The sequence below is a fragment of the Methanorbis rubei genome (genome assembly GCF_032714495.1).
In the GTDB taxonomy this organism is placed as follows: domain Archaea; phylum Halobacteriota; class Methanomicrobia; order Methanomicrobiales; family Methanocorpusculaceae; genus Methanocorpusculum; species Methanocorpusculum rubei.
Window position 1 is genome coordinate 217690 of the sequence record NZ_JAWDKB010000003.1, and the last position, 24314, is coordinate 242003.

25 protein-coding genes are annotated in these 24314 nt (G+C 48.9%); 13 read left to right on the plus strand and 12 right to left on the minus strand.

Translation table 11 applies throughout. From position 1 onward, the window contains the following. Positions 1-47: 47 nt before the first annotated feature. Genes McpCs1_RS04565 through McpCs1_RS04575 form a run of 3 tightly spaced genes read left to right on the plus strand, consistent with a single transcriptional unit; the run spans position 48 to position 2064 of the window. Positions 48-497 (plus strand): FmdE family protein, encoded by a 450-nt coding sequence (locus tag McpCs1_RS04565; RefSeq protein WP_338096080.1) that lies wholly within the window; start codon positions 48-50, stop codon positions 495-497. Next, positions 498-1238: a metal ABC transporter ATP-binding protein gene (locus McpCs1_RS04570; RefSeq protein WP_338096081.1), complete on the plus strand. Its 741-nt coding sequence runs from the start codon at positions 498-500 to the stop codon at positions 1236-1238. It begins immediately after the preceding gene. Continuing rightward, positions 1231-2064, plus strand: a complete 834-nt coding sequence (locus McpCs1_RS04575; RefSeq protein ID WP_338096082.1) for a metal ABC transporter permease — start codon at positions 1231-1233, stop codon at positions 2062-2064. The genes McpCs1_RS04570 and McpCs1_RS04575 overlap by 8 nt, the downstream gene beginning before the upstream one ends. Positions 2065-2077: 13 nt before the next feature. Here McpCs1_RS04575 and McpCs1_RS04580 read toward each other — a convergent pair whose 3' ends face one another. Both McpCs1_RS04580 and McpCs1_RS04585 read right to left on the minus strand, forming a co-directional pair. Further along, entirely contained in the window at positions 2078-2236 is a 159-nt protein-coding gene (locus tag McpCs1_RS04580; RefSeq protein ID WP_338096083.1) for a rubredoxin, read from the minus strand. 56 nt (positions 2237-2292) lie between these two features. After that, positions 2293-2451 carry a rubredoxin gene (locus McpCs1_RS04585; RefSeq protein ID WP_338096084.1) on the minus strand — a complete coding sequence of 53 codons (159 nt, stop codon included), beginning with the start codon at positions 2449-2451 and terminating at the stop codon, positions 2293-2295. A gap of 331 nt (positions 2452-2782) precedes the next feature. Between McpCs1_RS04585 and McpCs1_RS04590 the strand changes: the two genes are divergently transcribed. Both McpCs1_RS04590 and McpCs1_RS04595 read left to right on the plus strand, forming a co-directional pair. Continuing rightward, the gene (locus McpCs1_RS04590; protein WP_338096085.1) at positions 2783-3955 is read left to right on the plus strand and encodes an aminotransferase class V-fold PLP-dependent enzyme; all 1173 of its coding nucleotides are present in this window, start codon (positions 2783-2785) and stop codon (positions 3953-3955) included. Continuing rightward, a complete protein-coding gene (locus tag McpCs1_RS04595) occupies positions 3927-4301 on the plus strand; it encodes a hypothetical protein (RefSeq protein ID WP_338096086.1) in 375 nt (124 codons plus the stop codon). Before McpCs1_RS04590 ends, McpCs1_RS04595 begins: the two co-directional genes overlap by 29 nt. Here McpCs1_RS04595 and McpCs1_RS04600 read toward each other — a convergent pair. Beyond that, entirely contained in the window at positions 4273-5268 is a 996-nt protein-coding gene (locus McpCs1_RS04600) for an asparagine synthase C-terminal domain-containing protein (RefSeq protein ID WP_338096087.1), read from the minus strand. The two genes, McpCs1_RS04595 and McpCs1_RS04600, sit on opposite strands and share 29 nt — an antisense overlap. Then, on the minus strand, positions 5269-5475 hold the full coding sequence (locus tag McpCs1_RS04605; RefSeq protein ID WP_338096088.1) for a hypothetical protein: 207 nt from the start codon (positions 5473-5475) through the stop codon (positions 5269-5271). 289 nt (positions 5476-5764) lie between these two features. Between McpCs1_RS04605 and McpCs1_RS04610 the strand changes: the two genes are divergently transcribed. Beyond that, positions 5765-6745 carry a Fic family protein gene (locus tag McpCs1_RS04610; protein WP_338096089.1) on the plus strand — a complete coding sequence of 327 codons (981 nt, stop codon included), beginning with the start codon at positions 5765-5767 and terminating at the stop codon, positions 6743-6745. Positions 6746-6756: 11 nt separating this feature from the next. On the opposite strand, the gene McpCs1_RS04615 is transcribed toward McpCs1_RS04610, so the two are convergent. Continuing rightward, positions 6757-7368, minus strand: coding sequence for a YczE/YyaS/YitT family protein (locus tag McpCs1_RS04615; protein WP_338096090.1), 612 nt, complete (start codon positions 7366-7368; stop codon positions 6757-6759). A gap of 364 nt (positions 7369-7732) precedes the next feature. Next, positions 7733-8743 (minus strand): PhoU domain-containing protein, encoded by a 1011-nt coding sequence (locus McpCs1_RS04620; RefSeq protein WP_338096091.1) that lies wholly within the window; start codon positions 8741-8743, stop codon positions 7733-7735. Positions 8744-8950: 207 nt separating this feature from the next. On the opposite strand from McpCs1_RS04620, the gene McpCs1_RS04625 reads away from it, so the two are divergent. The 4 genes from McpCs1_RS04625 to McpCs1_RS04640 are packed head-to-tail and all read left to right on the plus strand — an operon-like array spanning position 8951 to position 13172. Beyond that, positions 8951-9799 (plus strand): phosphate ABC transporter substrate-binding protein, encoded by an 849-nt coding sequence (locus McpCs1_RS04625; RefSeq protein ID WP_338096092.1) that lies wholly within the window; start codon positions 8951-8953, stop codon positions 9797-9799. Between the two features lie 37 nt (positions 9800-9836). Beyond that, a complete protein-coding gene (gene pstA, locus McpCs1_RS04630; RefSeq protein ID WP_338096093.1) occupies positions 9837-11753 on the plus strand; it encodes a phosphate ABC transporter permease PstA in 1917 nt (638 codons plus the stop codon). Between the two features lie 2 nt (positions 11754-11755). After that, on the plus strand, positions 11756-12505 hold the full coding sequence (gene pstB / locus McpCs1_RS04635; protein ID WP_338096094.1) for a phosphate ABC transporter ATP-binding protein PstB: 750 nt from the start codon (positions 11756-11758) through the stop codon (positions 12503-12505). A 1-nt stretch (position 12506) separates the two neighbouring features. Beyond that, positions 12507-13172 carry a phosphate signaling complex PhoU family protein gene (locus tag McpCs1_RS04640; protein WP_338096095.1) on the plus strand — a complete coding sequence of 222 codons (666 nt, stop codon included), beginning with the start codon at positions 12507-12509 and terminating at the stop codon, positions 13170-13172. Positions 13173-13782: 610 nt separating this feature from the next. Here the strand turns inward: McpCs1_RS04640 and pyrI are convergent. From pyrI to McpCs1_RS04670, 6 genes are all read right to left on the minus strand, one after another. Beyond that, positions 13783-14250, minus strand: a complete 468-nt coding sequence (pyrI, locus tag McpCs1_RS04645) for an aspartate carbamoyltransferase regulatory subunit (protein ID WP_338096096.1) — start codon at positions 14248-14250, stop codon at positions 13783-13785. Next, positions 14247-15161: an aspartate carbamoyltransferase gene (gene pyrB, locus McpCs1_RS04650; protein WP_338096097.1), complete on the minus strand. Its 915-nt coding sequence runs from the start codon at positions 15159-15161 to the stop codon at positions 14247-14249. Before pyrB ends, pyrI begins: the two co-directional genes overlap by 4 nt. Positions 15162-15262: 101 nt before the next feature. After that, the gene (locus McpCs1_RS04655; protein WP_338096098.1) at positions 15263-16276 is read right to left on the minus strand and encodes a DUF3089 domain-containing protein; all 1014 of its coding nucleotides are present in this window, start codon (positions 16274-16276) and stop codon (positions 15263-15265) included. 686 nt (positions 16277-16962) lie between these two features. After that, positions 16963-17787, minus strand: coding sequence for a TatD family hydrolase (locus McpCs1_RS04660; RefSeq protein ID WP_338096099.1), 825 nt, complete (start codon positions 17785-17787; stop codon positions 16963-16965). 2 nt (positions 17788-17789) lie between these two features. After that, positions 17790-18113 carry a dihydroneopterin aldolase family protein gene (locus McpCs1_RS04665; RefSeq protein WP_338096100.1) on the minus strand — a complete coding sequence of 108 codons (324 nt, stop codon included), beginning with the start codon at positions 18111-18113 and terminating at the stop codon, positions 17790-17792. An 8-nt stretch (positions 18114-18121) separates the two neighbouring features. Then, positions 18122-20254, minus strand: a complete 2133-nt coding sequence (locus McpCs1_RS04670) for a minichromosome maintenance protein MCM (RefSeq protein WP_338096101.1) — start codon at positions 20252-20254, stop codon at positions 18122-18124. Positions 20255-20535: 281 nt separating this feature from the next. Between McpCs1_RS04670 and McpCs1_RS04675 the strand changes: the two genes are divergently transcribed. The 3 genes from McpCs1_RS04675 to leuC all read left to right on the plus strand — a co-directional run bounded on the left by McpCs1_RS04675 (position 20536) and on the right by leuC (position 24314). Then, positions 20536-21363: a hypothetical protein gene (locus McpCs1_RS04675; RefSeq protein WP_338096102.1), complete on the plus strand. Its 828-nt coding sequence runs from the start codon at positions 20536-20538 to the stop codon at positions 21361-21363. 139 nt (positions 21364-21502) lie between these two features. Then, a complete protein-coding gene (locus tag McpCs1_RS04680; protein ID WP_338096103.1) occupies positions 21503-23065 on the plus strand; it encodes a 2-isopropylmalate synthase in 1563 nt (520 codons plus the stop codon). Next, on the plus strand, positions 23058-24314 hold the full coding sequence (leuC, locus tag McpCs1_RS04685; protein WP_338096104.1) for a 3-isopropylmalate dehydratase large subunit: 1257 nt from the start codon (positions 23058-23060) through the stop codon (positions 24312-24314). Before McpCs1_RS04680 ends, leuC begins: the two co-directional genes overlap by 8 nt.

The following is a 24314-nucleotide window of genomic DNA, read 5'->3' on the forward strand; positions in this document are numbered from 1 at the left end:
ATATAATTTCTGCATACTTTATATCTCTCAAAAATAAAGTATGCCATATGAAATGGCATGAGTCCTGCAGATACATGGAACTGTCCCGGGAATACACCGTTGAAGAGCTCGCAAAATTTCACGGACACCTCGGCCCCTTTATTGTCCTCGGATACCGAATGGGGAGGTTTGCTCTTCAACATTTTGATAACGATCCCTTTGCTCTGTTCGCAACCGTCTACTGTTCCGGCAAACCGCCGGAGTCATGTCTTATAGACGGCGTTCAGATTGGCTCAGGCTGCACGTTCGGCAAACGAAACATCGAACTCAGCGTGTCTCCGCATATCTCTGTTATGTTTCGCCACGCAGATGGTGGTGCGATTCTTTTGAAACAGGGATCATATCTCTCAAGGCGGTCAGAGTTTGATAATGTTGACAAAGAACTTGCTCTCGAAAACTTTGCCGAGGCAATGTACTCTATGCCGGACCAGGAATTGTTCAAGGTCGAGGAACTTTGAATGGATGATCCGATCATCCAGATGAACAGCGTCACGACAACGTACGAAGGTGCTGCCCATCCGGTGATTCATGATATCGATCTCGCCATAGGCAAAGGTGAGTTTGTAATCGTCGGAGGTCCGAATGGTGCGGGAAAAACGACACTGCTTGAAACCATCGCAGGGCTTCTGCCGATAATCTCAGGATCGGTTACTGTTTGCGGTCTTGATGTGATGAAGAGTGGACCGGAGATGCGCAAAAAACTGGGATATGTTATTCAGAACTTTGATTTTGATCCATACACTCCCTTCACCGTTGAAGAGGTTCTTCTGATAGGTCGCTATGGACTACTGGGATTTTTCAGACGACCGGGCACTGAGGATTTTGCAGCTGTCGACCGATCACTTGAACAAATGGGAATTACTGATCTGCGAAAGAAACATATCGGCAAATTATCCGGCGGTCAGCAGCAGAAAGTCCTAATAGCTCACAACCTGACAAAAAATCCTGATGTTCTGTTGTTAGACGAACCGTTCAGCAATCTGGATCTGGCAACACGTGAGCATGTTTGTGACATACTCTGTGATGTCGCGGATGCAGGAATTACTGTTGTGATAGTTTCCCATGCATTCGATGCTTTGCCAAAACGAGACGTCCGCGTTGTGGTGATGAAAGGCGGATCAGTTGTGCTGAACAAAATTGTACCCTCGGAACAGGTTCAGGAAACTGTTCGCCAGAGCTCGGAGGATTCAAATGCTTGAATTTCTGATCCCCAACAATATGATCTGCCATGCAGTCGAGGCGATGCTTTTTGCTTCGGTTGGTTGTGCAATTCTTGCGGTACTCATAACGCAGATGAAGATATCCTCGATAGGATTTACGATGGCGCACGGGGCATTTGCGGGAGCTGCTGTCGGCATGTTTTTCGGCATTGATATGACCATAGCAGCACTTATCGGAAGTGTTCTGCTTGCATTTATTCTCGGACCATTGTCTGAAAAATCCCGTATGCCAACCGATACAACGCTTGGAGTATTGTTTGGATCGATGATGGCTGTTGCTATATTTTTCTATGCATGGATGCAGCAGCTTGGTATCAGCTACAATGCGACTGCTTTGATGTTCGGCAGTGTGATCTCTCTGTATCGTGAGGAAATTTACGGACTGTTCATCATCATGCTGGTGGTGATTGTGTTTGTTATGATGTTTTATAAGGAGATCTCGGCAATGATCTTTAACAGAAAGATTGCTGAGGTTGCCGGAATTCGTACCAAACCAATGATGTATGCCCTGCTGTTTATGATTGCCCTGATGGTTGCTCTGACACTTCCGATTGTCGGGGGTCTGCTTTTGTACGTGTGGGTGGTGACGCCAGCGGCAATTGCGTACCAGTTTTGCGGAACACTCAAACAGATGATGATTGTGTCACCAGTTATTGCTGCAATCGTCAGTTTGTGCGGAACGTTTGTTTCTTTTTCGATGAATCTGCCGGTCGCACCATTTTCTGCGGTGCTGTTTGCCCTGGTATTTGCGGCAGCGGTGATTCTTTCACCAAAGCGCCGTATTGCAAAAACGATGATAAAATAAAAAGTGAAAAGAGTTATCCTCTTTTTGCGAAATATTTTTTGGATGCTCCGCACATCGGGCATACCCAGGTGTAGGGAATTTTTTCAAAAGTAGTTCCCGCCGGAACTGCGGGTGGAGCTCCTTTGGTCTCATCATATATGTAGCCGCAGGTGACACAAACGTACTTTGCCATGCTATCCCTTTTGTCGGTGATAATGGTAAAGTGTTTGCTTACCTGCATAAATTTTTTTATTCAACCTGCACAAAAGACTCTTTTCCGGCGCCGCAAACAGGACACTCCCATGTGTCAGGAATTTTTTCAAACGTTGTCTTTGGAGGAACATTTGGCACATCTCCGACCTCTTCATCGTAAATGTAGCCGCAGGGTTTGCATTTGTACTTTGCCATACATTCTCATTGTTCTGAGGATTGGTAAACCTTGAGATTGTTACATTTTTTGATTTTATGCAAAAAACGCGAATCGCATGCCTGCGGCCTGCTCACCGCTTCGCGGAATATCGCGAATAAAAAAAATCGTCAATGACGATTTTTCAAAAAGAAATTATCTGTGCCTTTCTGAACGGATAGATCTATTTAAAAATTACATAACATTATTAATCTCCTAAAAATCGCCATTGGCGATTTTTTTATTCGCGCTATTCGTGCTATTCGCGTTTACCGAACAAAACATCCCGACGAAACAGTTATAGAGTTTCGGATACGATACTCTCCAAGAAAAATGGCCGGAGATCCCAAACCACTCATCTATCTCAACAATGCCGCAACCAGCTGGCCGAAACCTCCCGAAGTTCTCAAAGCGATGACTGACGCACTTTCTCTGCCGGTGTTCGGCTCAGGCCGGACGACCGGGACGCAAGGGAAGGATTACGTAACTCTTGCCAGAGAGAAGGTCTCAGGATTTTTGGGAACCAAAAATCCTGAGAACATCATCTTCACAGAGAACGCAACAGCCTCCCTGAATATGCTGATAGCAGGATTTCTTGCTGGTCGGCAGGATACCTGCCGCGTCCTCACCACCGCCCTTGATCACAACTCAGTCCTTCGGCCGCTTCACGAATATCAGCAGGCAAACCGCATCAAACTCAACATTCTCCCGTTCACTGGCGGAGCAGTCAGCCCGAAAACTGTCGAAGACGCCCTCACACCTGACACAAAACTCATGGTCATGACCCATGGAAGCAATGTTCTCGGTTCCGTACAGAACATTCAGGCAATAGGCGAAGCACTCCAAGACCACGGAGTATTCTTCATCGTGGACGGAGCCCAGACAGCAGGCCACATTCCAATCTCACTCAGCAACCTGCCAATCGACGCGTTTGTGTTTACCGGCCACAAAGGACTTCTCGGCGTCTCGGGAACCGGAGGATTTTATCTGAAAAATCCTGACGAAGTTGCCCCGACAAAATTTGGCGGAACCGGCACAAACTCGCAGTCGCTCCTTCACCCACGCACGATGCCGGAGAAGTTCGAGGCAGGAACCCACAACTATCCCGGCCTCGCCGCTCTCGCCGCAGGAGTGGCGTTCGTTGAACGGAAGGGTGTTGCCGCAATACAAGATCAGGCAAAAAAGCAGACATCATCCATCATCAAAGTACTTGCAAAGGAAGAGAACATCATCATCCACAATCATCACCCTGACCTGCCGGTAATTTCTCTCAACATCCGGGATGTTCCCAACGATGACGTGGGATTCATTCTTGCGAGAGCCTACAATATAATTGTGCGAACCGGACTCCACTGCGCCCCGCTCGTCCATAAGATCCTTGATGACGGACAGGGCTCTGTCCGCTTGAGTCTCTCCTGTTTCACCACTGATGAAGAATGCCGGACCGCGGCAGAGGCAATTCTGGAGGTCGCAGAGAATGCGAATTCAAAGATCCGTTCAGCATAAGTACTGTGCTGACGGCTCGTTCATGAAGGAGTATCAGCTGGACTCTCCGGTTACGGAAGGATTTTTCCAGTATCTGAAAAACTTCGGAAAAGTTGAGACGATACCCAACCTCGGCCAGGGATTTTACACGTTTGAGAAACCTGACTGGTTTTCGATCAAAGGATTTGTCGGGGACACGACCGTTGAGGTGCGGTTCAGGACGCAGTCGATGGATCTGACGAGCGAGTTTCTGTATTTTCTGTTCTCGTCGTACCGGGAAGGGGAGACGATCGATCTCACGGTTCTGAAAAGAAGGGAGAGTTCGCTTTCTGAGCGGGTCAGAAAACATCTGTATGGAAACTCCTAATTTTTTTGGCGTACTCGCCGATATCAGAGCATCCATTTTTCTTTGCGATGCGTTTGAGTGCTGCGGTCGTGCCGGTCCCATACTGCATGGCTTTCTTGTGTTTCCATGCGATGTCTTTTGGAAGATATTTTTCAGCAACTTTTCGAAGGGCAATTTTTCTCTGGTCGCCACTCACTAATTCGTCGTCGGAAAATTTTCGTGAGACTTTGATGACGCGTTCGTCCATGTACGGCATGGAGTACCAGACGCCAAAGCATCCGGCGGCAGCCGCGTCGCGGGCACGCTGAGACGCGAGTTCGAGAAAATCTTTGGCGAGATCAGACCGGAGGTCTGGACTTCTGCCGTAACGTGCGTAGCCGCCAAAGAGTTCGTCGGCTGCCTGGCCGGTGAGAATTTTTTCTGCGCCAAAATTTTTTGCGGCGCGACCGATGAAGTATCCGGCGAGGCCTATCTCGATGTCCATTGCTGTTGCTGAGGGAAGGACAGAGAGAAGTTTTGGCAGGGCTTCTTCGATATCATCTTCAGCTATCTCGCAAACATTCAGTCGAAGGCCAAGTCTGTCAGCAGCGTCCGCAGCTGCGGCGAGGTCGTGCGAGTCAGAAAGACCGACGGCGATGCAGGGGAGATCAGCAAGGACTGCTATCAGAGTTGAGTCGACGCCGCCCGAGAGGGTGACGACCGCGGCTTCGCCGCGGTTGTCAGCCCGAAGCCTGACCGCCTCGCATACTGCGTCCTCCAGAGAAAGATCCGGAACTTCGGGATGGATGTGGAGTTCCTCGTCCGAGAAACTGATCACTCCTTCCGCGACCGGAGCTGGCATGATGCCGTAACAGTCCCGAGCGGTGAAGAGATCGTTCCGCAGAAAAAATTCTCCGCCGCATTTTTGCAGAGACGCAGGAGTGATCGATTCTATCTCCGTGCGGGTGAGAATGTGCCCGTCTCTTTCGATCCAGCCGCGAAACTCCATTCAGTATCCCCGCGAAAGTACTTCGAGTTCATCACGAACGCAGGAGCGGATCATTTTTTCGAGTGCTTTCATATCGATTGATTTTGCAGATTGATCTATTTCCAAGAGTTTTGCTTCCATAGCGCGGATGCCTTCGCTGGGTGTTTTCCCATATTTGAGAGAGATGGCGATGGCGTCCTCGTCAAGGCGGATGACCTTTGTTGGCATTGTGATAGAGATCAGCGGTGTTTCCATATATATGTTACAGATTGTAACAGAGAAATGTTGATGATGTTACGATTTGTAACTTAGCTTTCGCACACTGTTACTAATTGTAACAGTCATGATAGACAGGTGCGAGCGACAAAGAACAGATGTCAATAAACGAATTTAAGCTTGAGATCACCAAAACCGAAACTCTCTTATTTTTCCATGCCAATTGGTAACATAATCATACATTCTTCCAATGAAAATGTCTCCGTCTGTTTACACACCGCCCTTCACTATTACGAATGCGATGATCGATCGCATTGCAACCATCAGTGAGCTGGTTGGCACATTGTCCACAGCTGGGGCTGTGAACAAAAGTCCGTATCTTCGGAGAAATAATCGGATACGAACAATTCACTCATCACTGGCCATTGAAAACAACACGCTGACGCTTGCACAGGTTACTGCGATCATCAATGGACAACATGTTCTCGGTCCACCGAAGGAAATCCGTGAGGTCACGAATGCATACGAAGCATATGATCTGCTTCTGACACTCAATCCTTATCGCGTGGAGGATCTGTTGAAGGCTCACAAAATTATGATGATGGATCTTGTTCATGAGTCGGGAATGTTTCGGACGACAAGTGTCGGAGTTTTTGCAGGAACACAAATCGTCCATATGGCTCCACCAGCAGAACTCGTTCCTGATCAGGTGGCAAATCTTTTGGCATGGTGTAAAAGTTCGGATGTTCATCCTCTGATAAAGAGTTGCGTCTTTCATGTGGAGTTTGAGTTCATCCATCCGTTTGTCGATGGAAACGGAAGGATGGGGAGAATGTGGCAGACGTTGATCCTGAGTAAATGGAAACCCTTGTTTGCCTGGATACCGGTGGAATCCCTCATAGAAAAATATCAGGAACGTTACTACGCAGCTCTTGGTGATGCGGGAAAAACCGGAAACTGTACTGTATTTGTTGAGTTTATGCTTGAGGTCCTCGAACGTTCTCTAAAAGAGATCAGAAAAATGCGGATCTATGAGACTGTAAATGATACTGTATCTGACACCGTAAATGAGAATGTATTTGAGACTGTAAATCTTTCCGAGAAAGAGCGGTTTGTTCTGATGCATCTAAGAAATAACGAGAATATTACTATTCAGGAACTGATGAAAAAGACCGGATACTCCCGTTCGACAATTACCCGTAGCCTTGCTTCCCTCAAGGAAAAAAATGTGGTGGCACGATACGGTTCAGATAAAACCGGTAAATGGGTTGTTCTCTCTTGAGCACAGAAAAATTATCTGATAAATTTCTCCACCATTGCGTAGACCGGCATTTTCACCAGCTTGATGCAGACTCCGACAAGCACTGCCGCAATCAGTGTTCCTTCGCGGACACCATACACGGTTGAGAACATCAGCATCGACACAACGACCGACAGAATCACGAGCGTCACATCAAGCCCGATTTTTACCGTACCAAACTCCACCTTAAACCTGCGGGAGAATGCCGTAAGCATTCCTTCGCTTGCCATCACCAGAACATTTGGTGCGACTTCAAAGCAGATGCCGATAGCAAGCAGCACGCAGCTTATCACGACAAGCAGGAGCTGTTCGACATAACTTACAGGGACCAGCCAGGTAAATCCCCACAGCGTCAGATCGATAAACACACCGAAGATCATTGCGGCAACGAGCTGAAGCAGCTGGATAAGCTCAAACTCTTTTCGCATCAGCAGATACTCGATCAAAAGAAAGCATGCATGCAGAAGAATCGTCAGCATTCCAACCGTCAAGGGCACACCGAGACTTATCACATACGGCAGACTTGAGATCGGGGTAATTCCCATGTTGGCCTTAATCGACAGAGAAATTCCCAAGGCCATAACAAACAGGCCCGCAACAAACACAAGGTATCTGCGGGCTAACTTATAATAAACAAATTTTGGTTGCGTGATAACTATATTGGCGAGAAAAGTATTTGGGAGTTGCCTTTAGAATGGCATTGCATCCAAAATTATTTGTTGACAATGCGATGCAGTGAAAATATTTCGTCACAATTTTTTTTTGGAAAAAATTTTCAGAAAAAAAATTCGCGGTGACGAATATTTCGAAACGCGAATAGCGCAAATAAAAAATTTCTATCTATCGTCCAAAAAAATAATTTTAGTAATTTCTGAAAAAATCGCCATTGGCGATTTTTTTATTCCGCGAAGTGGTGAGCAGGCCGCAGGCATGCGATTCGCGTTTCAGAAAAATATTTTCACGCGCCCCTCACGTCGAATCAAAACCAACCATCTGATTGATCATAATCTCCGCAATATCAGAACTGTACTCACTCATCCGATGCATACTGTTTGCAATCGTCGTCATCGCAACAGCCTCTTTTACCTTCATCTTCTGCGTGATCGCAGAAAGTGTATGATACTCAGGCTTCAGCTCATCCGCAGCATCGATAATCGCGTTCGCCTCAGGAATACTGTTCGCATAAATTGCCTTGATACTCCGGTTAAAGATCTCAAGTGACGCCTCGCCCGCTTTTGTCACCTTCGCAACCACCGTGTGGTCAACACGCATATCGATTAGAACAAGAGCTGCCTCAGAAATCGCCACCGCGTGATCACCCACCCGTTCAATAATTCGCGAGATCTGATAATAGGTCGCAGCTTTTGCAGGAGTAATCTCCATCCTCCGCGACAGAGCAGGGTTCGTTACAATCAAAGAAAACTGCCGGTGAACCAACCAGTGCAGCCGATCAACATCCGAATCACGTGCCGAAACATCCTCAGCAAGTTCGCGGCGTCCCTGCTCAAGAGCATACAAAGCGTCCTCATGCATCGCCTTCACGATTACATACATTCGCCGAATCGTATTCTCAAACGGCATCTCCGAGGGATTCAAAATATCCTTCAGAATAATACTGTTGTCGCTTTCTTCCGCAACCTCCTGGCCGATCGTCATCTGCGTAAACTTCCGCACCACTTGCCGGACTTTCGGCGGAATCCGTCCCGCAGACGTTACACGAATCGTCGTAAAACCCGTAATATATGCACCAATAAGAGACCGCAGAAGCATGTTTGGATCAGGATAATCTTTCAGGGAAAACTCCTTCACCCGCGTTGTATTATCATACATCAGATTCGGTGTGAGAAGCAGGGTCCCATCAGCCTGGGCAATCACACCTACCGGATCATTTTTCTCAATCTTCTGCTGGCGGACCCAACCTTTCGGCAGGGAAATCACATACGATGACCCTCCCGTAACCTGCACTTTCCGAATTTCCATTGTCTGAAGTAGTATATGATGCGGATGCTATTTATTGACATCCACATACTCTCTATAGACGCAATAGAAATATAGAAAAAACGATTGCCTCATGTCGAAACAGAGATTACTCAATCTATGTCGAGTATCACTATACCACATAGCTTCTAATCTTGTAATCGGAAAAGCAGCGGTCAAATTCGCTGAGTTTTCCGGGTGTAATTTCTTATGCGTAGCTTCAAAAGCTCTCACAAATCTGGTCTTGCCGCTCTTCTTGCAGCAGCAGTTCTCGTTCTCGTGGTCCTCACCGCAGGATGTGTCAGCACACCTGCAGAGGATGATGTTTCCGGCACCATCTCACTTGCCGGCTCAACAACAGTTCTTCCGGTTGCCCAGGCGGTTGCCGAAGTTTACATGAACAATCACCAATCCGCAGACATTCAGATCAGCGGCGGAGGCTCTGGCGTCGGAGTAACCGCAATCACTGCAGGCACAGCCGATATCGGTATGCTTTCCCGTGACCTCAAAGAAACTGAAAAAACCGGAAACGACTTCAAAGAGTATGTCATCGGCCGTGATGGAATCGCCATCATTGCAAACCCTGCAAACACCGTCTCTGAACTGACGATTGCTCAGGTGAAAGACATCTATCAGGGTAAGATCACCAACTGGAAAGAAGTTGGCGGAGCTGACGCGGTAATCGTTCTTGTCGGCCGCGACAGTGCATCAGGAACCCGGGAGTTCTTCACCGAGTTCGTCTTAAACAAAGAAGACTCCGCAAAAACCATGCAGGAACTCAACTCGAACGGAGCAGTACAGAAAAGCGTCGCCCAAACCCCTGGGGCAATCGGCTATGTATCTCTTGAGTACGTTGACGGCACGGTCAAAGCATTCACCATCGACGGAATAAAACCCTCAGTCGCAACCGTTATTGACGGAACCTACAAGATCAACCGCCCGCTCCTGATGATTACCAAAGGAGAGGCAACTGGCCTTGCAAAAAGTTACCTCGACTTCATCCTCTCATCTGACGGACAAAAGATCTTAAGCGAGAACGGATTCGTTCCAATCGCATAATTCCTGTCACCAATCTTTTTTTCGGGGGAAAAAAATCATGACGGAACAAAACGACACCAAAGCAAGCAGCCGTGCAGTCCGGGAAAAAGCCATCAAATCTGTCTGGCTTGCTACCGCTCTCATCTCTGCTGCTGCGGTTGTCTTCATTCTTGGATATCTGATCTACACAGCCCTTCCGGCCTTTGCCGAAGTGGGGATTTCAGGATTTTTACTCAATACCGACTGGAACCCAACCGGCTCGACTCCTTCCTACGGTATTGCCGCACTTATTGTTGATACTCTACTGGTGACTCTTGGCGCACTGATCTTTGCCGTGCCGCTCGGGCTTGCCGCAGCAGTTTACTTATCGTACCTTGCACCGCCAAAAATCCGTGACACGGTAAAACCGATCATCGAACTCCTCGCAGGAATTCCTTCAGTGGTCTACGGATTTTTTGGTATGGTTGTACTCTGTAACTTTCTCAGAGTTGCCCTTGACATCCCGAGCGGATTCTGCTGGCTTGCAGCTTCCGTGATTCTCGGCATCATGGCACTTCCAACAATCGTCTCGGTCTCCGAAGACGCTCTCTTTGCAGTACCCAAAGATTACAAAGAAGCATCGCTCGGACTTGGGGCAACCTACTGGCACACCATCTCCCGCGTCCTTCTGCCGGCAGCGGCTTCGGGAATCTCCGCAGCCGTTGTGCTCGGCATGGGACGGGCAATTGGTGAGACCATGGCGGTTATGATGGTTGCCGGAAACGCTGCGATCATTCCTGACCCGATCTGGAACGTTCTCTCGCCGGTCAGAACGCTTACCGCAACACTTGGAATCGAGATGGCCGAAGTTGCGACCGGCAGTATGCACTACTATGCCCTCTTCGGTGTTGCGGTCGTGCTTCTTCTCATCACGCTCATCGTGAACCTCGCGTCTGCGTGGGTGATCAAACGAACACAGACCGGATCAAAAACCGGCTCACTCATCTCAAGCAAAACGAAAAGATATCTCAAACTCGCGGCAGCTACCGCAGCCGCAGTCATTTTCTTCTGCTTCCTTGTGGCATCACTTGGCATTCTCTGGGCGATTGGAATCTCAGCAACAGTTGCCGCCTGGTACTTTGGCAGAAAAAAAGTCTCGCACAAAATTGCAGAAAAAAGTTCCTTTCTTCTGATCTATGCCTGCACTGCTGGAGTCATTCTGATTCTCGCAATCATCCTCTGGGACATTTTTTCCAATGGTCTTCCGGTAATCTCCTGGGAGTTCCTCACCGAAAGTCCCAAAGATCTCGGCCGGGCAGGAGGAATTTATCCGGCAATTATTGGAACACTGCAACTGGTTGCCGGAGCAATCATCATCGCATTGCCGGTGGGAATTGGTGCTGCGATCTACTTAATCGAGTACTCACGCGAAAACTTCCTGACCAAAGCGCTTCGAACCGGAAACGATCTTTTGAACGGCACGCCTTCCATCGTGTTTGGTCTCTTCGGCTTTGCCTTCTTCGTCATCTACCTCAACTGGGGAATCTGTATGCTGGCAGGTCAGATCTGTCTCGCTCTGATGATTCTTCCAACAATCGTTCGGACGACTGAAGAGGCGCTCAAAGCAGTGCCGAACGCACAGCGGGAAGCATCGCTCGGACTTGGAGCAACCAAATGGCAGACGATTAGAAAAGTCGTTCTCCCTTCAGCTGCTCCCGGAATATTAACCGGCGCAATTCTTTCGGTCGGCAGAGCCGCAGGAGAGACCGCCCCAATTATGTTCACAGCTGTTGTGTTCACCAAACGATTCGTCAGCATGAACGTATTTGATCCGGTCATGGCACTTCCCTTCCACCTGTTCGTCCTCTCGACCAGTGTGCCGGGAGCGACCCCGCAGCAGTATGGAACCGCGGTCGTTTTGATCGTGATTGTCATGGCAATTTATCTTGCGGCAATCTTCCTTCGCAGACACTACCAGAACAAACTTCTCAGATAATTATGACAAGCGTTATTCAAACCAACAATCTCAATCTTTCGTACGGAACCAAACAGGCACTGTTTGAAGTGAACTTCCCGTTTGCAGAAAAAAAAGTTACCGCACTAATCGGTCCTTCGGGCTGCGGGAAGTCAACACTTCTCCGTTGTCTCAACCGGATGAATGATCTCATCCCGACGTGTAAGATCGGCGGAGAAATTTTGTTCAGAGATGAAAATATTCTGAACGCTGATCCTGTCGAGCTTCGCAAACATATCGGCATGGTGTTCCAGCGCCCGAACCCGTTTCCGAAGTCGATCTATGACAACATCGCGTATGGTCCCCGCGCTCACGGCGAGCATGATGCGTCAACGCTTGACAAAATTGTCGAGACGAGTCTGAAAGGCGCAGCTCTCTGGGATGAGGTCAAAGACCGGCTTCATGACTCGGCTCTCGGACTTTCGGGCGGCCAACAGCAGCGTCTCTGTATTGCACGAACGCTTGCGGTAAGTCCTGAGATCATTCTCATGGACGAGCCGTGTTCGGCACTTGATCCAATCGCCACCTCAAAAATTGAGACGCTGATAACAGATCTCAAGAAAAACTATACGGTCATTATTGTGACCCACAATATGCAGCAGGCAGCAAGAGTCAGCGACACGACCGGCTTTATGTACATCGGCAAGCTTGTGGAAGTGAATGACACGAAAAAGATCTTTTCCAATCCCGCCGAAGAACTCACCGAACGTTATGTAACTGGAAGGTTTGGTTAAAATGAATGAATATTTCCATTTGGAGCTTGGGTCCTATAAGGAACAGGTAAACTGGTACGGCCGGTTTGCGCTTGGTATGCTGAAGAACTCGCTGATGGCGTTTGAGACGATTGATCGCGAGGTCGCAGCAGACGTCGTCCGCCAGAAGGAGTATATCGCCAGCCAGTATGATCTCTTGAACGAGCGCGGTGTTCTGTTAATCGCTCTGAACCAGCCGATGGCAGCAGATCTCAGGCTGATCGCCTGTAGTCTGGATATGATTACGTCATCTGAGCGTGTCGGTCGTTACGGCAAAGATATCGGCGAGCTGCTTGTGCAGTTTGAGAACCGTGATCATGTTGCCCTGCTTGCAAAGCAGTTGACCGAGATGGGCAGCATTACTACGTCCATGCTTGATATTGTCTACAACGCGTTTGCTACCGGAGATACGGAGACGCTTTCGCCGCTTTCTGATATGGAGGAGACGATTGATCAGATGTATGATGTCATCTATGCTGATTGTGTTGCGGCAATGGAGGCGAATGTTTCGGTTGTGCCCCAATGCAGTGCATATCATATGATCAACCGCTATCTTGAGCGGTCTGCGGATCATGCCTGCCGGATGGGAGAGAAGGTCTACTATATGCGGACCGGTAAACGGGTGGCTATCGATCACGTCAGCGAATGACGTGATCTTTTTTTTGGAACGCTTCGTGAGAAAACGCGAATCGCATGCCTTCGGCCTGCTCACCGCTTCGCGGAATAAAAAAATATCAAAATAACTTATTTTTAGGCCCACCTACCAGTTCAAAAAAATATAAATGTTTTTTTTAAATAGGAGTTACGCGGTGTGATTTTTTAAACACGAACCACACGAAAAAACACGAATTATTTACCTCACGAAATATTTCGAAAAACACGAAATAGGATCTTGGATGTAGATGTAATCACTGAATACCTCCTAAGATCTGAAAATAAAGATGATGATCAGAAAGTGTTTCTGCTGGAATCAATCAACAATTACCGCATCGAAAATCCTATTTCGTGTTTTTCGTACTATTTTGTGAGTTTATGTTTCGCGTTTTTTCGTGTGGTTCGTGTTTAAAAAATCACAATGGGAGTTGTGTTGAAAAACCATTCTTGGCAGTCTCCCCACTTCACAGAATTACACCGTGTAAGTCCTATTTGAAAAATCGCCATTGGCGATTTTTTTATTCCGCGAAGCGGTGAGCAGGCCGGAGGCATGCGATTCGCGTTATTCGCGTTTCAGATATTTATCCTGCCCATCCACCACTCATTCAGATATAATCGCCGATATCCATCTCGCGGGAGATGACCGTGTCGCAGTAGCAGCAGCGGTATCCACGCGGGTGGGCAGTAAATCGGCTTTCAGCAGGCTCGCGGGTATTGGTGATGCAGTTCGGGTTCGGGCACTTGATAACGCCCGTGATATCAGTTGGCACTTCGACCGATTTTTTCTCGACCACTTTGGAGTCGCGAATAATACTGATCTTTGCGTCGGGCGCAATGAGAGCAAGTTTGTCCACCTCGGACTTGACCAGTTCGCGGTTCTCGATCTTGACCATGTCCTTTCTGCCGCCGCGACTGCTGACGACATTGGTCGCAACCGTGAACGTAATGTTTGTTCCATCCTGAATGCCAAGGATGCGGATCACCGTCAGGCCCTCTCCGGGCGTGATGTGATCGATTACCGTTCCGTTTTTGATCGGGGAGATGACAATTCCTTGATCGCCGACCCGCTTCATGATCGCATCACCTCATCTAACATTGCCATTCGGATGGGAACTCCGTAATGCGCCTGCTGGAAGTATTTTGCACACGGCAGATTATCAACTGACTGATCGATCTCATCCACTCTCGGCAGCGGATGCAGCACAATCATGGAGGGTTTTGCCCGCTCAAGAAGTTCGGGCGTGACCCGGTAGGTTGCAGCAAAGCTTGCGAATGCCGCAGGGTCAGGGAAACGTTCCCGCTGAAGTCTTGTCACATACAGGACGTCGAGTTCAGGAATTGTTTCTTCGATATTTTCATGCACGATTATTTCCATTCCGGCATCGGTGAGATCCTGCTTGAGATGGCTCGGCAGGTCAAGGCCTTCGGGGGCGATGGTGTGCAGACGAATGTCATCGTATTTTGTTAAGGCAGCTGCGAGGGAGTGTACGGTTCTGCCGTACCGCAGGTCTCCTTGGAGGCCGATGTCGATGTTCTCCAGTTTCATGGATTTGCGAATCGTGAAGAGGTCCAACAGCGTCTGGGAGGGATGCTGGCCTGCGCCGTCACCGCCATTGATGACGGGAACAGATGCTACTTCGCTCGCGAGTCGAGCGGCTCCCTCTTTTGGATGGCGGAGCACGATTGCGTCAGCGTAACCTGAGATGACGCGGATGGTGTCGGAGAGTGTTTCTCCTTTGACGATTGAGGATGCCTCGACACTTCCGAGGTTGAGAATTTTTCCGCCAAGTCGCATCATTGCGGAGGCAAATGACATTCTGGTTCTGGTACTTGGTTCAAAAAAGAGCACGGCAAGAATTTTTCCCTCAAGTTCATGTCCGGTGAACTTTTTTTGATCAAACTTTGCAGCAGCCGTGAGAAGAGCGTCGATCTCTTCACGGTCCATGTCCCGTACAGACAGGATATTTTTTTGATCATGTGTCATGGGTTTTTGTCCAACTCTGATATCTGTATTTGGTGTGGGAGAGATAAATAATGGTCGTCTTGGTTTCTTGATCAGAAAAAATATATTTGAAAAAAAATTATTCAAGCCCCATTCTTTTCCAGATACGCCGCAGTTCGTTTCGCGACATTTTCCTTCAGATTTTCATAGAAGAAATTGTAATCGTCTACATGAAAGACCCCTTCAGCAAACAGTTCCGGAGTGGAATACACTGCCGGATCCGGCGAGTCCGCGATCAGAACAACTGAACCGTCAACCTCTGCAAGATATGCGCCGGTAAAGTTTGCCTCCCTTGAAGTCACAGTACCGTTTTCGAAAAATACCGCACCATAGTTCTCATCAGCAGACGCATACGTCCCGTCCGTCTTCCAGTTCAGCGGATTAATTGCGATTGATCCCGGAAGCACAACAATGTTTTTATCGGAAATCTCTGGTGCCTGTGTGTGATATGTGATAATAACGCCAGTATCAAGCTCGCCTGTTGCGGGCTTCAGCTGCTTGTACTGAGCAAGCTCAAACTCCGAGACCGTATAGCCGATAAGATATGCGGCAACAAGTTTCTCCTGAAGCTCAGGATCAACAAACAGATCGATCATCAGCTGTTTGGCTCGGTATGACCCTTGCGAGTGTCCGGCAAGAATGAAGGGCTTTCCATCGTTGTAGTTGTCCAGATAATAGATAAACGCAGCCTTCGCATCCTCGTAGGCAAGTTTTCCGGAGACATACTGATTTTCTGTCCAGGTGCCGTTGCCCATCATCGAGTAGAGTCCGGTTTGCCGGTAGTATGGGGCGTAAACATTCGCCGTCTCTTCATAGACGCCTTTGTTCGTCATCACATTTACCACTGCCCGATCCCGGGCTGCCGGATCACTCAGGTTCATGGAGTCAACATACAGGTTCGTGGCCAGAGTCGGGTAGAGATAGAAAACATCAACAGCCTTCTGCTCAGAAGACGCGTCTGGCACCATCACCCAGTTTTCCGCAAGTGAGTAGTCAAGCGGTTGATAGGGCGAGTCGCTCGCAGGCTCTGTAGTGACACAGCCTGCGGAGATGACCACAAGGAAAAGGAAAGGAATCAGAAAATATCGTTTATCCATATAGAAGGTAATAGGAGTTTATTCTACATAAGTGATGCTGGGTTTCTCATAGAGATCTGAAACGCGAAGATTTGAAACGCGAATAGCACGAATAGCGCGAATCGCATGCCTTCGGCCTGCTCACCGCTTCGCAGCTTCGCGGAATAAAAAAATCACCAATGGCGATTTTTAAGGAGTTACGCAGTTCGTGTTTCAAAAACGTATCACATAAATTCTATAGAACTTACGCGGTGCAATTTTTGAAACACGAACCGCATGCCTTCGGCCTGCTTATCGCTTCGCGAAACCACACGAAAAAACACGAATAATTTAACTCACGAAATATTTCGAAAAACACGAAATCTGTTCTTGAGTTCAGAATCAGTCACGAAGTCTCTCGTAATATCCGAAAGTAAAGATGACGATCAGAAAATATCTCTGCCGAAATCAATCAATAATTTCCGTATCGAATTTCCTATTTCGCGTTTTTCGTAATATTTCGTGAGTTAAATTATTCGCGTTTTTTCGTGTGGTTCGTGTTTTCAAAAAACGTATCGCATAAATTCTATTGGGAAAATCGCCATTGGTGATTTTTTATTCCGCGAAGCTGCGAAGCAGTGAGCACGACGGAACGACTCCTGATAGGAGGAGTTAAACACGACGGAACGGCGTGTGGAAGGCATGCGATTCGCGCTATTCGCGTTTCATCAAACAGAAAAAGAAGCCCGATAAATCTTCTCAGGCACCAGCGAATGCACCCGCCACATATCCTCACTCGTCACGACTCCCTCCTGAATCATCCGCTGCATCTTGCGGGGAACCGACCGCGGACCATTCACCGCCCCAGGCCGTGAAAGATCATCCATATAATCACTCTCAAGCGTGAACTCGCGTTTCTCTAAAAACCAGTCCGCAAGAAACGGCTCCCTGACCGTCACTGACGGATGAAGCGGCGTATCAGTAGTCGCAAAATGTTTCACCACACGAGAAGGATTCATCCCAACTGCTCTTGCCATATCAGGCACATCCAAACAAGGACCGCTCTCTGCATGAATCTGCAAAGAACAGTCCAGCTCCCTTGCAAGCATCAAAGCATGGGAAAGCACGCGGTTTGACGCATCCCACACATTCTGCTCGACCGGATAGTGAGGACGGCCTGACTTCAGACCAATCGCTTTCCCTTCCGCCACATACTCAGCCGCCACATCCAAAGCCCCGCACATCAAACGCTCCGCATCCACCAAACTCATCCGCTGAGTTAACCTCCCGATCTCAGCAGGATGCACACCGCACATCGCATAACAACCACAGCCCTCAGTTCGCACCGCGTCCGCAGTTGCTAACAGTTCATCAAAAACAGATTTGAAATCCTCAGGCTTCGTTGGCGAAACCTCATGTGACCAGGAAGGCAGAGACACCAGAATAATATGCGTCCCTCCCGACCGCATAAACTCCCGAACAACCGACGGACCTACGCCAGCCCGGCGGTTGATATGAAAATGATCATCCAGAATCGGAAAAGACTCAGGCATTTTCAGTCAAGAATTTTCATCATCGGGTAACCATTCTCGTACTTCAGCTGTGCCCGACAGACCGCGTCCCCGAACTTCGTCTCAATCACCGCATCATACATCGCACCGGTCAGCTCCGAGTAGCCGAACGGATTCTCATTCATCAGCGTTCGATCAAGACGCACCTCAATATGCGTCACATACGGCTGAAGAGAAACCGCACTCTCAATTGCCGCCTCAACCTTCTCAGCCGTTGACCTGCTGATGGGCGTCCCCACAAACTGGTGGTAAAGTGCACCAAGTTTAATCGCTGCTTCAAACACTGCATTTTCTCGATCAGTTGCCATTTTTTTCCTCACAAAAGTTTTACCGTATCATTGCGCGGCGAAATAATATCGCCCGACCGCTTGAGTTTGTCCAGAAGTTTCTCAACCTCATCTTTACCATATTTGTGCTGACTCACCATCGTATCAATCACATTGTCAATCTTTGCCGAACCCGCACCCTCAGCAAGAATCTTGATCGTCTCACGAAGGATGCGTGTCATGTCGCGGCTGGATTTGGTGATGCCGGTCGCAACCCGATCGATATCAATCGCACCGGTAGCTGGGTCGTACGCGACCTGCTTTAAACAGGTGTCCACAATTTTTACCACACGCGTCGCATCCTCGACAGTGATCTCATCAGCAAGTCTAACGCGGGCGCTCGCTTCTGCGAGCCTCACAAGTGCTTCTAACTGACGGGCGGTGACCGGTACGGGTTTGTCAGAATCAATTGCGACGCTGCGGAGATTCTGATAATACTGCACAAGAATCTGTTTGGCATCATCGGTCAGCATCGGGAAACAGTTTCGTTTCGCATACGCGAGATATTTTCGAAGCAGCACGGCATCAATCTCAGGCATGACGGGAGCGAGCTCGCGTTTGAAGTACTCATCATCAGCGCCCGGAATCGGATGCTTCTTGTGATGCATAATCTTCTCGCCTGCCATGTGGGACTTTAAGATATGGTTCGCGATGTTTAAGTCGCGGACCGCATCAGGTTTGTCCTTCATGATGAAGATCAGATCAAAACGCGAGAGCAGCGAAGGCGGCATGTTGACTTGTTCAGAGATGTTGGAGAACTCGTCGAAGCGTCCGAGCTTCGGGTTTGCTGCGCCAAGAAGTGAACAACGGGTACGAAGCGTTGCGTTGATGCCGGCTTTTGCTACCGAGATGGACTGCTGTTCCATTGCTTCGTGCAGGGAGGAGCGGTCGTCCTTTTGCATTTTGTCCATTTCATCTACTGCGGCAATTCCTTTGTCGGCAAGTACGAGCGCTCCTGCTTCCAGCGTCCAGCGTCCGTCGCCGAGGTCGTCTTTGACTGCGGCGGCGGTGAGACCTGCGGAGGATGCGGACTTTCCTGAGGTGTAGATGCCGCGGGGAGCGAGTTTGATGACGTAACGGAGCAGCTGCGATTTTGCGATACCCGGGTCTCCGACAAGGAGGACGTGAATGTCTCCTCTGAGACTGCTGCCGTCAGGCATTTCTTTGGCAATCCCGCCAAACATCTGAAGAGCGATTGCTTCTTTGACTTCGTCGTTTCCGTAGATGGTCGGGGCAATGGATCTGGCGATTTTTCCGTAGACTCCCGGGTCGGTCGCCATGTCTTTGATGGACTCTTCGTCCTCTTCGCTGATGTTGACTTCTTCAAACTCTTTGATGGAGATCTCTATAGAATTACATTCAACGAAGAGGTCAAAGACGGTGCTTTTCTGTCCGGCAGTGATTCGCTGAACACTTCTGAGAATGCCGTTGACAATCACGCGGTCGCCGGGAGATACAATTCCACAGATGTCATCGACGATGTCGATGTCGATGTTCTGCGGCTGTTCGCCGCCGCGGAGTCCTTCGGGGGTTTCCTGAATGCGGAGTTTCTGGGAGTCGATGAAGGTGGATCTGTTCTGGACGAGTTCGAGTTTTTTCTGGGTGCACTCTGCGTTGCCGCAGACGTCAGGTTCGGTGTAGGTGCCGTAATCCTGGGCTTTGTAGGTGAAGTGGCCTGCTGGACAGCGGAATGCACCGATTACGAGCCTTGGCCGAACTTCGGTGACACGGCGGATGATGCCGTCAACACTGACGAATTTGTTGATGTGTTCGGCACGGATGTCTCGAATCTGGGTTTTTCTGGGGAGGTGAATGAATCTGATGTTGATTCCTGTGATGATATCTTCGGAGATGTCGTTTCCTTCGCGGTCTTTGCGGCTGATGAGGTGGCCGGTTCTGATTGCGTCGCGGATGTCTTCGAGTGTTTTGCCGGGGCGTTCGAGCAGTTCGTCAGCAAGGATGACACCGGTTTTGCCGTAGCCTTCGAGGACGTCGTAGCCGATAGTGAGGGATTTGGTGTACGGGTATTCGCGGGCGAGTTTGTTTAAGTCGGTTTTGTACTTCTTTTTCAGAAATACGCCCCACTCTTCCGATCTGTCGATGATTTCGAGTTCAGCTGCCACGTTCTCCCTCCTGTTGTTTATGTGGTTTGGTGCGTGAGGGATTAAGGATTTGGAATGTCTGGGTGTGGGGGTGAGGGGTAGAAATTTTTCAGTAGGAGTTACGCAGGGTAGGTAGTTACTCCAAACGAGACCAAGGACAGAAAAATCTCAAATGATGAAATTCACCATCTCATAACTCCTGTTGAAAAAATTTCCAAAAATTTTCGTTCCGGCATCTGTTATGTTCCAAACGGAACAGTTTGTACTTACCATTATACGTTTTGAAGGAGTATGATATTTCTATGAAAAGGTTCATTGTACCTGTTACTGTTATTCTTACCGTTCTGCTGCTGACAGCCGGATGTATCGGGACTGATACTCCGGTACAACAATCGTTATCAGAAAAACCTCTTGGTACTTGGGTAGTGATGCTCCCTTCTGAAACAGTAAACGGCACTGAGAGATACGACAGCTATGAACTGAAACTTTGGGAGAATGAGTTCGGCACCGTGATATATTCCCATACGGAAAAAGTGAATGACCAGACATCTACCACCACGTATCAGATGGAAGGACCAGTCATTAAAAACGAGAACAACTATACGGTTGTCACCGAAGATGCTGGTAACTTTACCCTGACATTCTCCACAGATACCAATTACTGGAGACCAGAGATTCTGACTCTGCCGGATGGAACAGAAGTAACGAATGAATTAATCTACACAGTGTACGAAACCTCCAGCATCGGCAGTGCGCCAAGCAGCGGGTGGGACTCGCCCAAAGAACCGGTCGGACTCTGGACAACAACCCTTCCCTCAAAAAATGTGAACGGAACAGAAGTTGTGGTTAATTACTCCCTGCTGTTCCTTGGAAACGATAATGTCACCGTAACCTATGAAGAAACACAGATACAACATTATGAAACAACAACCCTTCTCCTTACAGAAGAAGGAACAATGATCAATGAAGGGGACAATTACACCATTACCACCGAAAATCTCGGTAACTTTACCATGATCTGTTCCTTCACCGAAGACGGAGTATGGGAAGCGGGACCAGTGGTTTTGCCAGATGGAACACTTATCGAAGACTACTGGCATTTGATCACTTACAACAACGTCTACACCTGAATCACTCATCCCAATAAGAGGAAAATAATCTTCTCTTATCCCTTTTCTTACCCCCATTACACATCTATAAATTCCCGCAACCCAAAATAGTACGTGTAAATTGAGGCTGGATTTTATCTCCCGCCTCTGGTGAAAAAACATGAAAAACGATGACTCTACCGTATCCAGAGGATACCAGTCGGATCGTGTCTATATCTTTGACACAACGCTCCGTGACGGCGAACAATCTCCCGGCGCAACCATGACCCTACAGGAAAAGGTGCGCCTCGCCCGTCAACTTGAGCTACTCGGCGTAGATATTATCGAAGCAGGATTCCCTGCCGCAAGCCCTGGCGACTTTGAAGCAGTTCGTGCAGTCTCAAAGACCGTCACCAACTGTCAGGTCGCAGGACTCTGCCGGGCGGTTGCCGCAGACATCGACCGTGCATGGGAAGCCCTCAAACATGCAGCCAACCCGAGAATCCATGTGTTCCTGGCAACCAGCCCGATTCACATGGAACACAAACTCAGAAAAACTCCTGAACAAGTTCTTGAGATGGCAAAAACTGCCATCCTGCACGCAGCATCACTCACCAAAAACGTTGAGTTCTCTGCCGAAGACGCGTCCCGCAGCGAACTCCCGTTCCTTGCAAAAGTCGTCGAGACCGTCATTGACGCAGGAGCCACAACCGTCAACATCCCTGACACGGTAGGATACATCCAGCCTGAAGAGTATGGAAACATCATCCGCTACCTCACAGAAAACGTCAAAAATATCAACAAAGCAGTAATCTCTGTTCACTGCCATGACGACCTCGGCCTCGCCGTTGCAAACAGCCTTGCCGCAGTAAAAGCAGGCGCTCGTCAGATCGAATGCACCATCAACGGCATTGGTGAACGTGCCGGCAACACCGCAATGGACGAAGTTGTCATGAACCTCAACGTCCGTCACGATTATTATCAGTGCAGTTGCGGCATCATCACCGAACAGATCTATCCAACCGCACGAACCCTTTCCCACATTATCGGAATGCCAATACCAGCAAACAAAGCAATTGTCGGTGCCAACGCATTCGCTCACGAATCCGGCATTCATCAGGACGGCGTCCTCAAATGCCGCGAGACATATGAGATCATGGACGCAGCCGCTATTGGAAAAACCGGCAACGACATGGTCTTAGGCAAACACTCAGGTCGTCACGCAATCAAAGCCAAAGTCGAAGAACTCGGCTACACCTTAAACGACGATCAGATAACAATCGTCTCAGACGCAGTCAAAAAACTCGCAGACATCAAAAAAGAGATCTTCTCCGAAGACGTCGAAGCAATCGTCCTTGAAGAAATCTTCCGGATGCCTGACAAGTTCAAACTCAAATACCTGCAGGTCCACGCAGGCAACGGCCCCATTCCACCGAATGCCAGCGTCATCATGGAAATAAACGGCGAAGACAAACAGCTGCACAACTTCGGTGTAGGACCAATCGACGCAGTCTTCAACACTATTGGTACCATCTCAGGATGTAAACCTGACCTCGAACAGTTCTCAGTAAATGCAATTACTGGCGGAACCGATGCACAGGGAGAAGTAACCGTCCGCCTGAGAAGAAACAACTACACTGCAATCGGCAGAGGAGCAGACCCTGACATCCTCGTTGCCGCAGGAAAAGCCTACGTGAACGCACTCAACCGCCTCGCCAAAAAAGTGGAGGAAAACCATGCATAGAACCATCGCAGAAAAAATTCTTCAGTCTAAAACCGACCAGAAGATCACCGGCCCCGGCCAGATCGTCAGATGCAAACTCTCACTCGTTCTTGCAAATGACATCACTGCCCCCCTGGCAATCAAATCTTTCCGGGAAATGGGAGCAAACAAAGTTTTTGACAAAGACAAAGTCGTCTTTGTCTGCGACCACTTCACCCCGAACAAAGACATCGACTCAGCCGAACAGGTCAGCGTGACCCGCAGTTTCGCTCAGGAGATGGGAATCACCCACTACTATGAAGGAGGCAACTGCGGAATTGAGCATGCCCTCCTTCCCGAAGAGGGACTCGTTGGTCCCTGGGACCTTGTTATCGGAGCTGACAGTCATACCTGTACGTATGGCGGTATCGGCGCATTCTCAACGGGAATGGGTTCAACCGATATCGCAGCCGGCATGGTTCTTGGTGAGAACTGGTTCAAAGTTCCGCCAAGCATCAAAGTTGATCTCCACGGCAAAATGGGAAAGTACGTACAAGGCAAAGACGTAATCCTGAAACTTATCGGAACAATCGGCGTGTCCGGCGCTCTCTACAAGGCTCTTGAGTTTGGCGGATCCGGTGTTGACAAGATGTCGATCGAAAGCCGTCTCACAATTGCCAACATGGCAATCGAAGCAGGTGCAAAAGCCGGACTCTTCCCAGCCGACAAGAAGACGCTGAAGTACACCCGCAAAGCCGGACGCAGTGATGAGGAGATCAAACCTGACAAGTTTGCGATGTACGAGTCAGAGATTGATATGGAGATCAAAGGGATGGCTCCACAGGTAGCTCTCCCGCACCTGCCGGAGAATGTGAAAGGAGTCGACGAAGTCGGCGAGCTGGAAATTCACCAAGCGGTTATCGGCAGCTGCACAAACGGAAGAATCGAGGATATGCGTCAGGCAGCAGATATTCTCCGCGGCAGAAAGGTGGACAAACATGTCCGCTGCATTATCATTCCGGCAACTCCCCGCGTATGGAGCGACTGCGTGCACGAAGGGCTGATGCAGGTGTTTATCGATGCGGGAGCGATCATCTCCCCGCCAACCTGTGGCCCTTGTCTGGGCGGCCACATGGGAATTCTCGCCAAAGGCGAGCGGGCAATCTCCACAACGAACCGCAACTTCCGCGGCAGGATGGGATCGCTTGATTCAGAAGTTATTCTGTCCAATCCTGCGGTCGCTGCGGCAAGTGCTGTTACCGGTCGGGTTACTGATCCAAGGAGTCTGTAA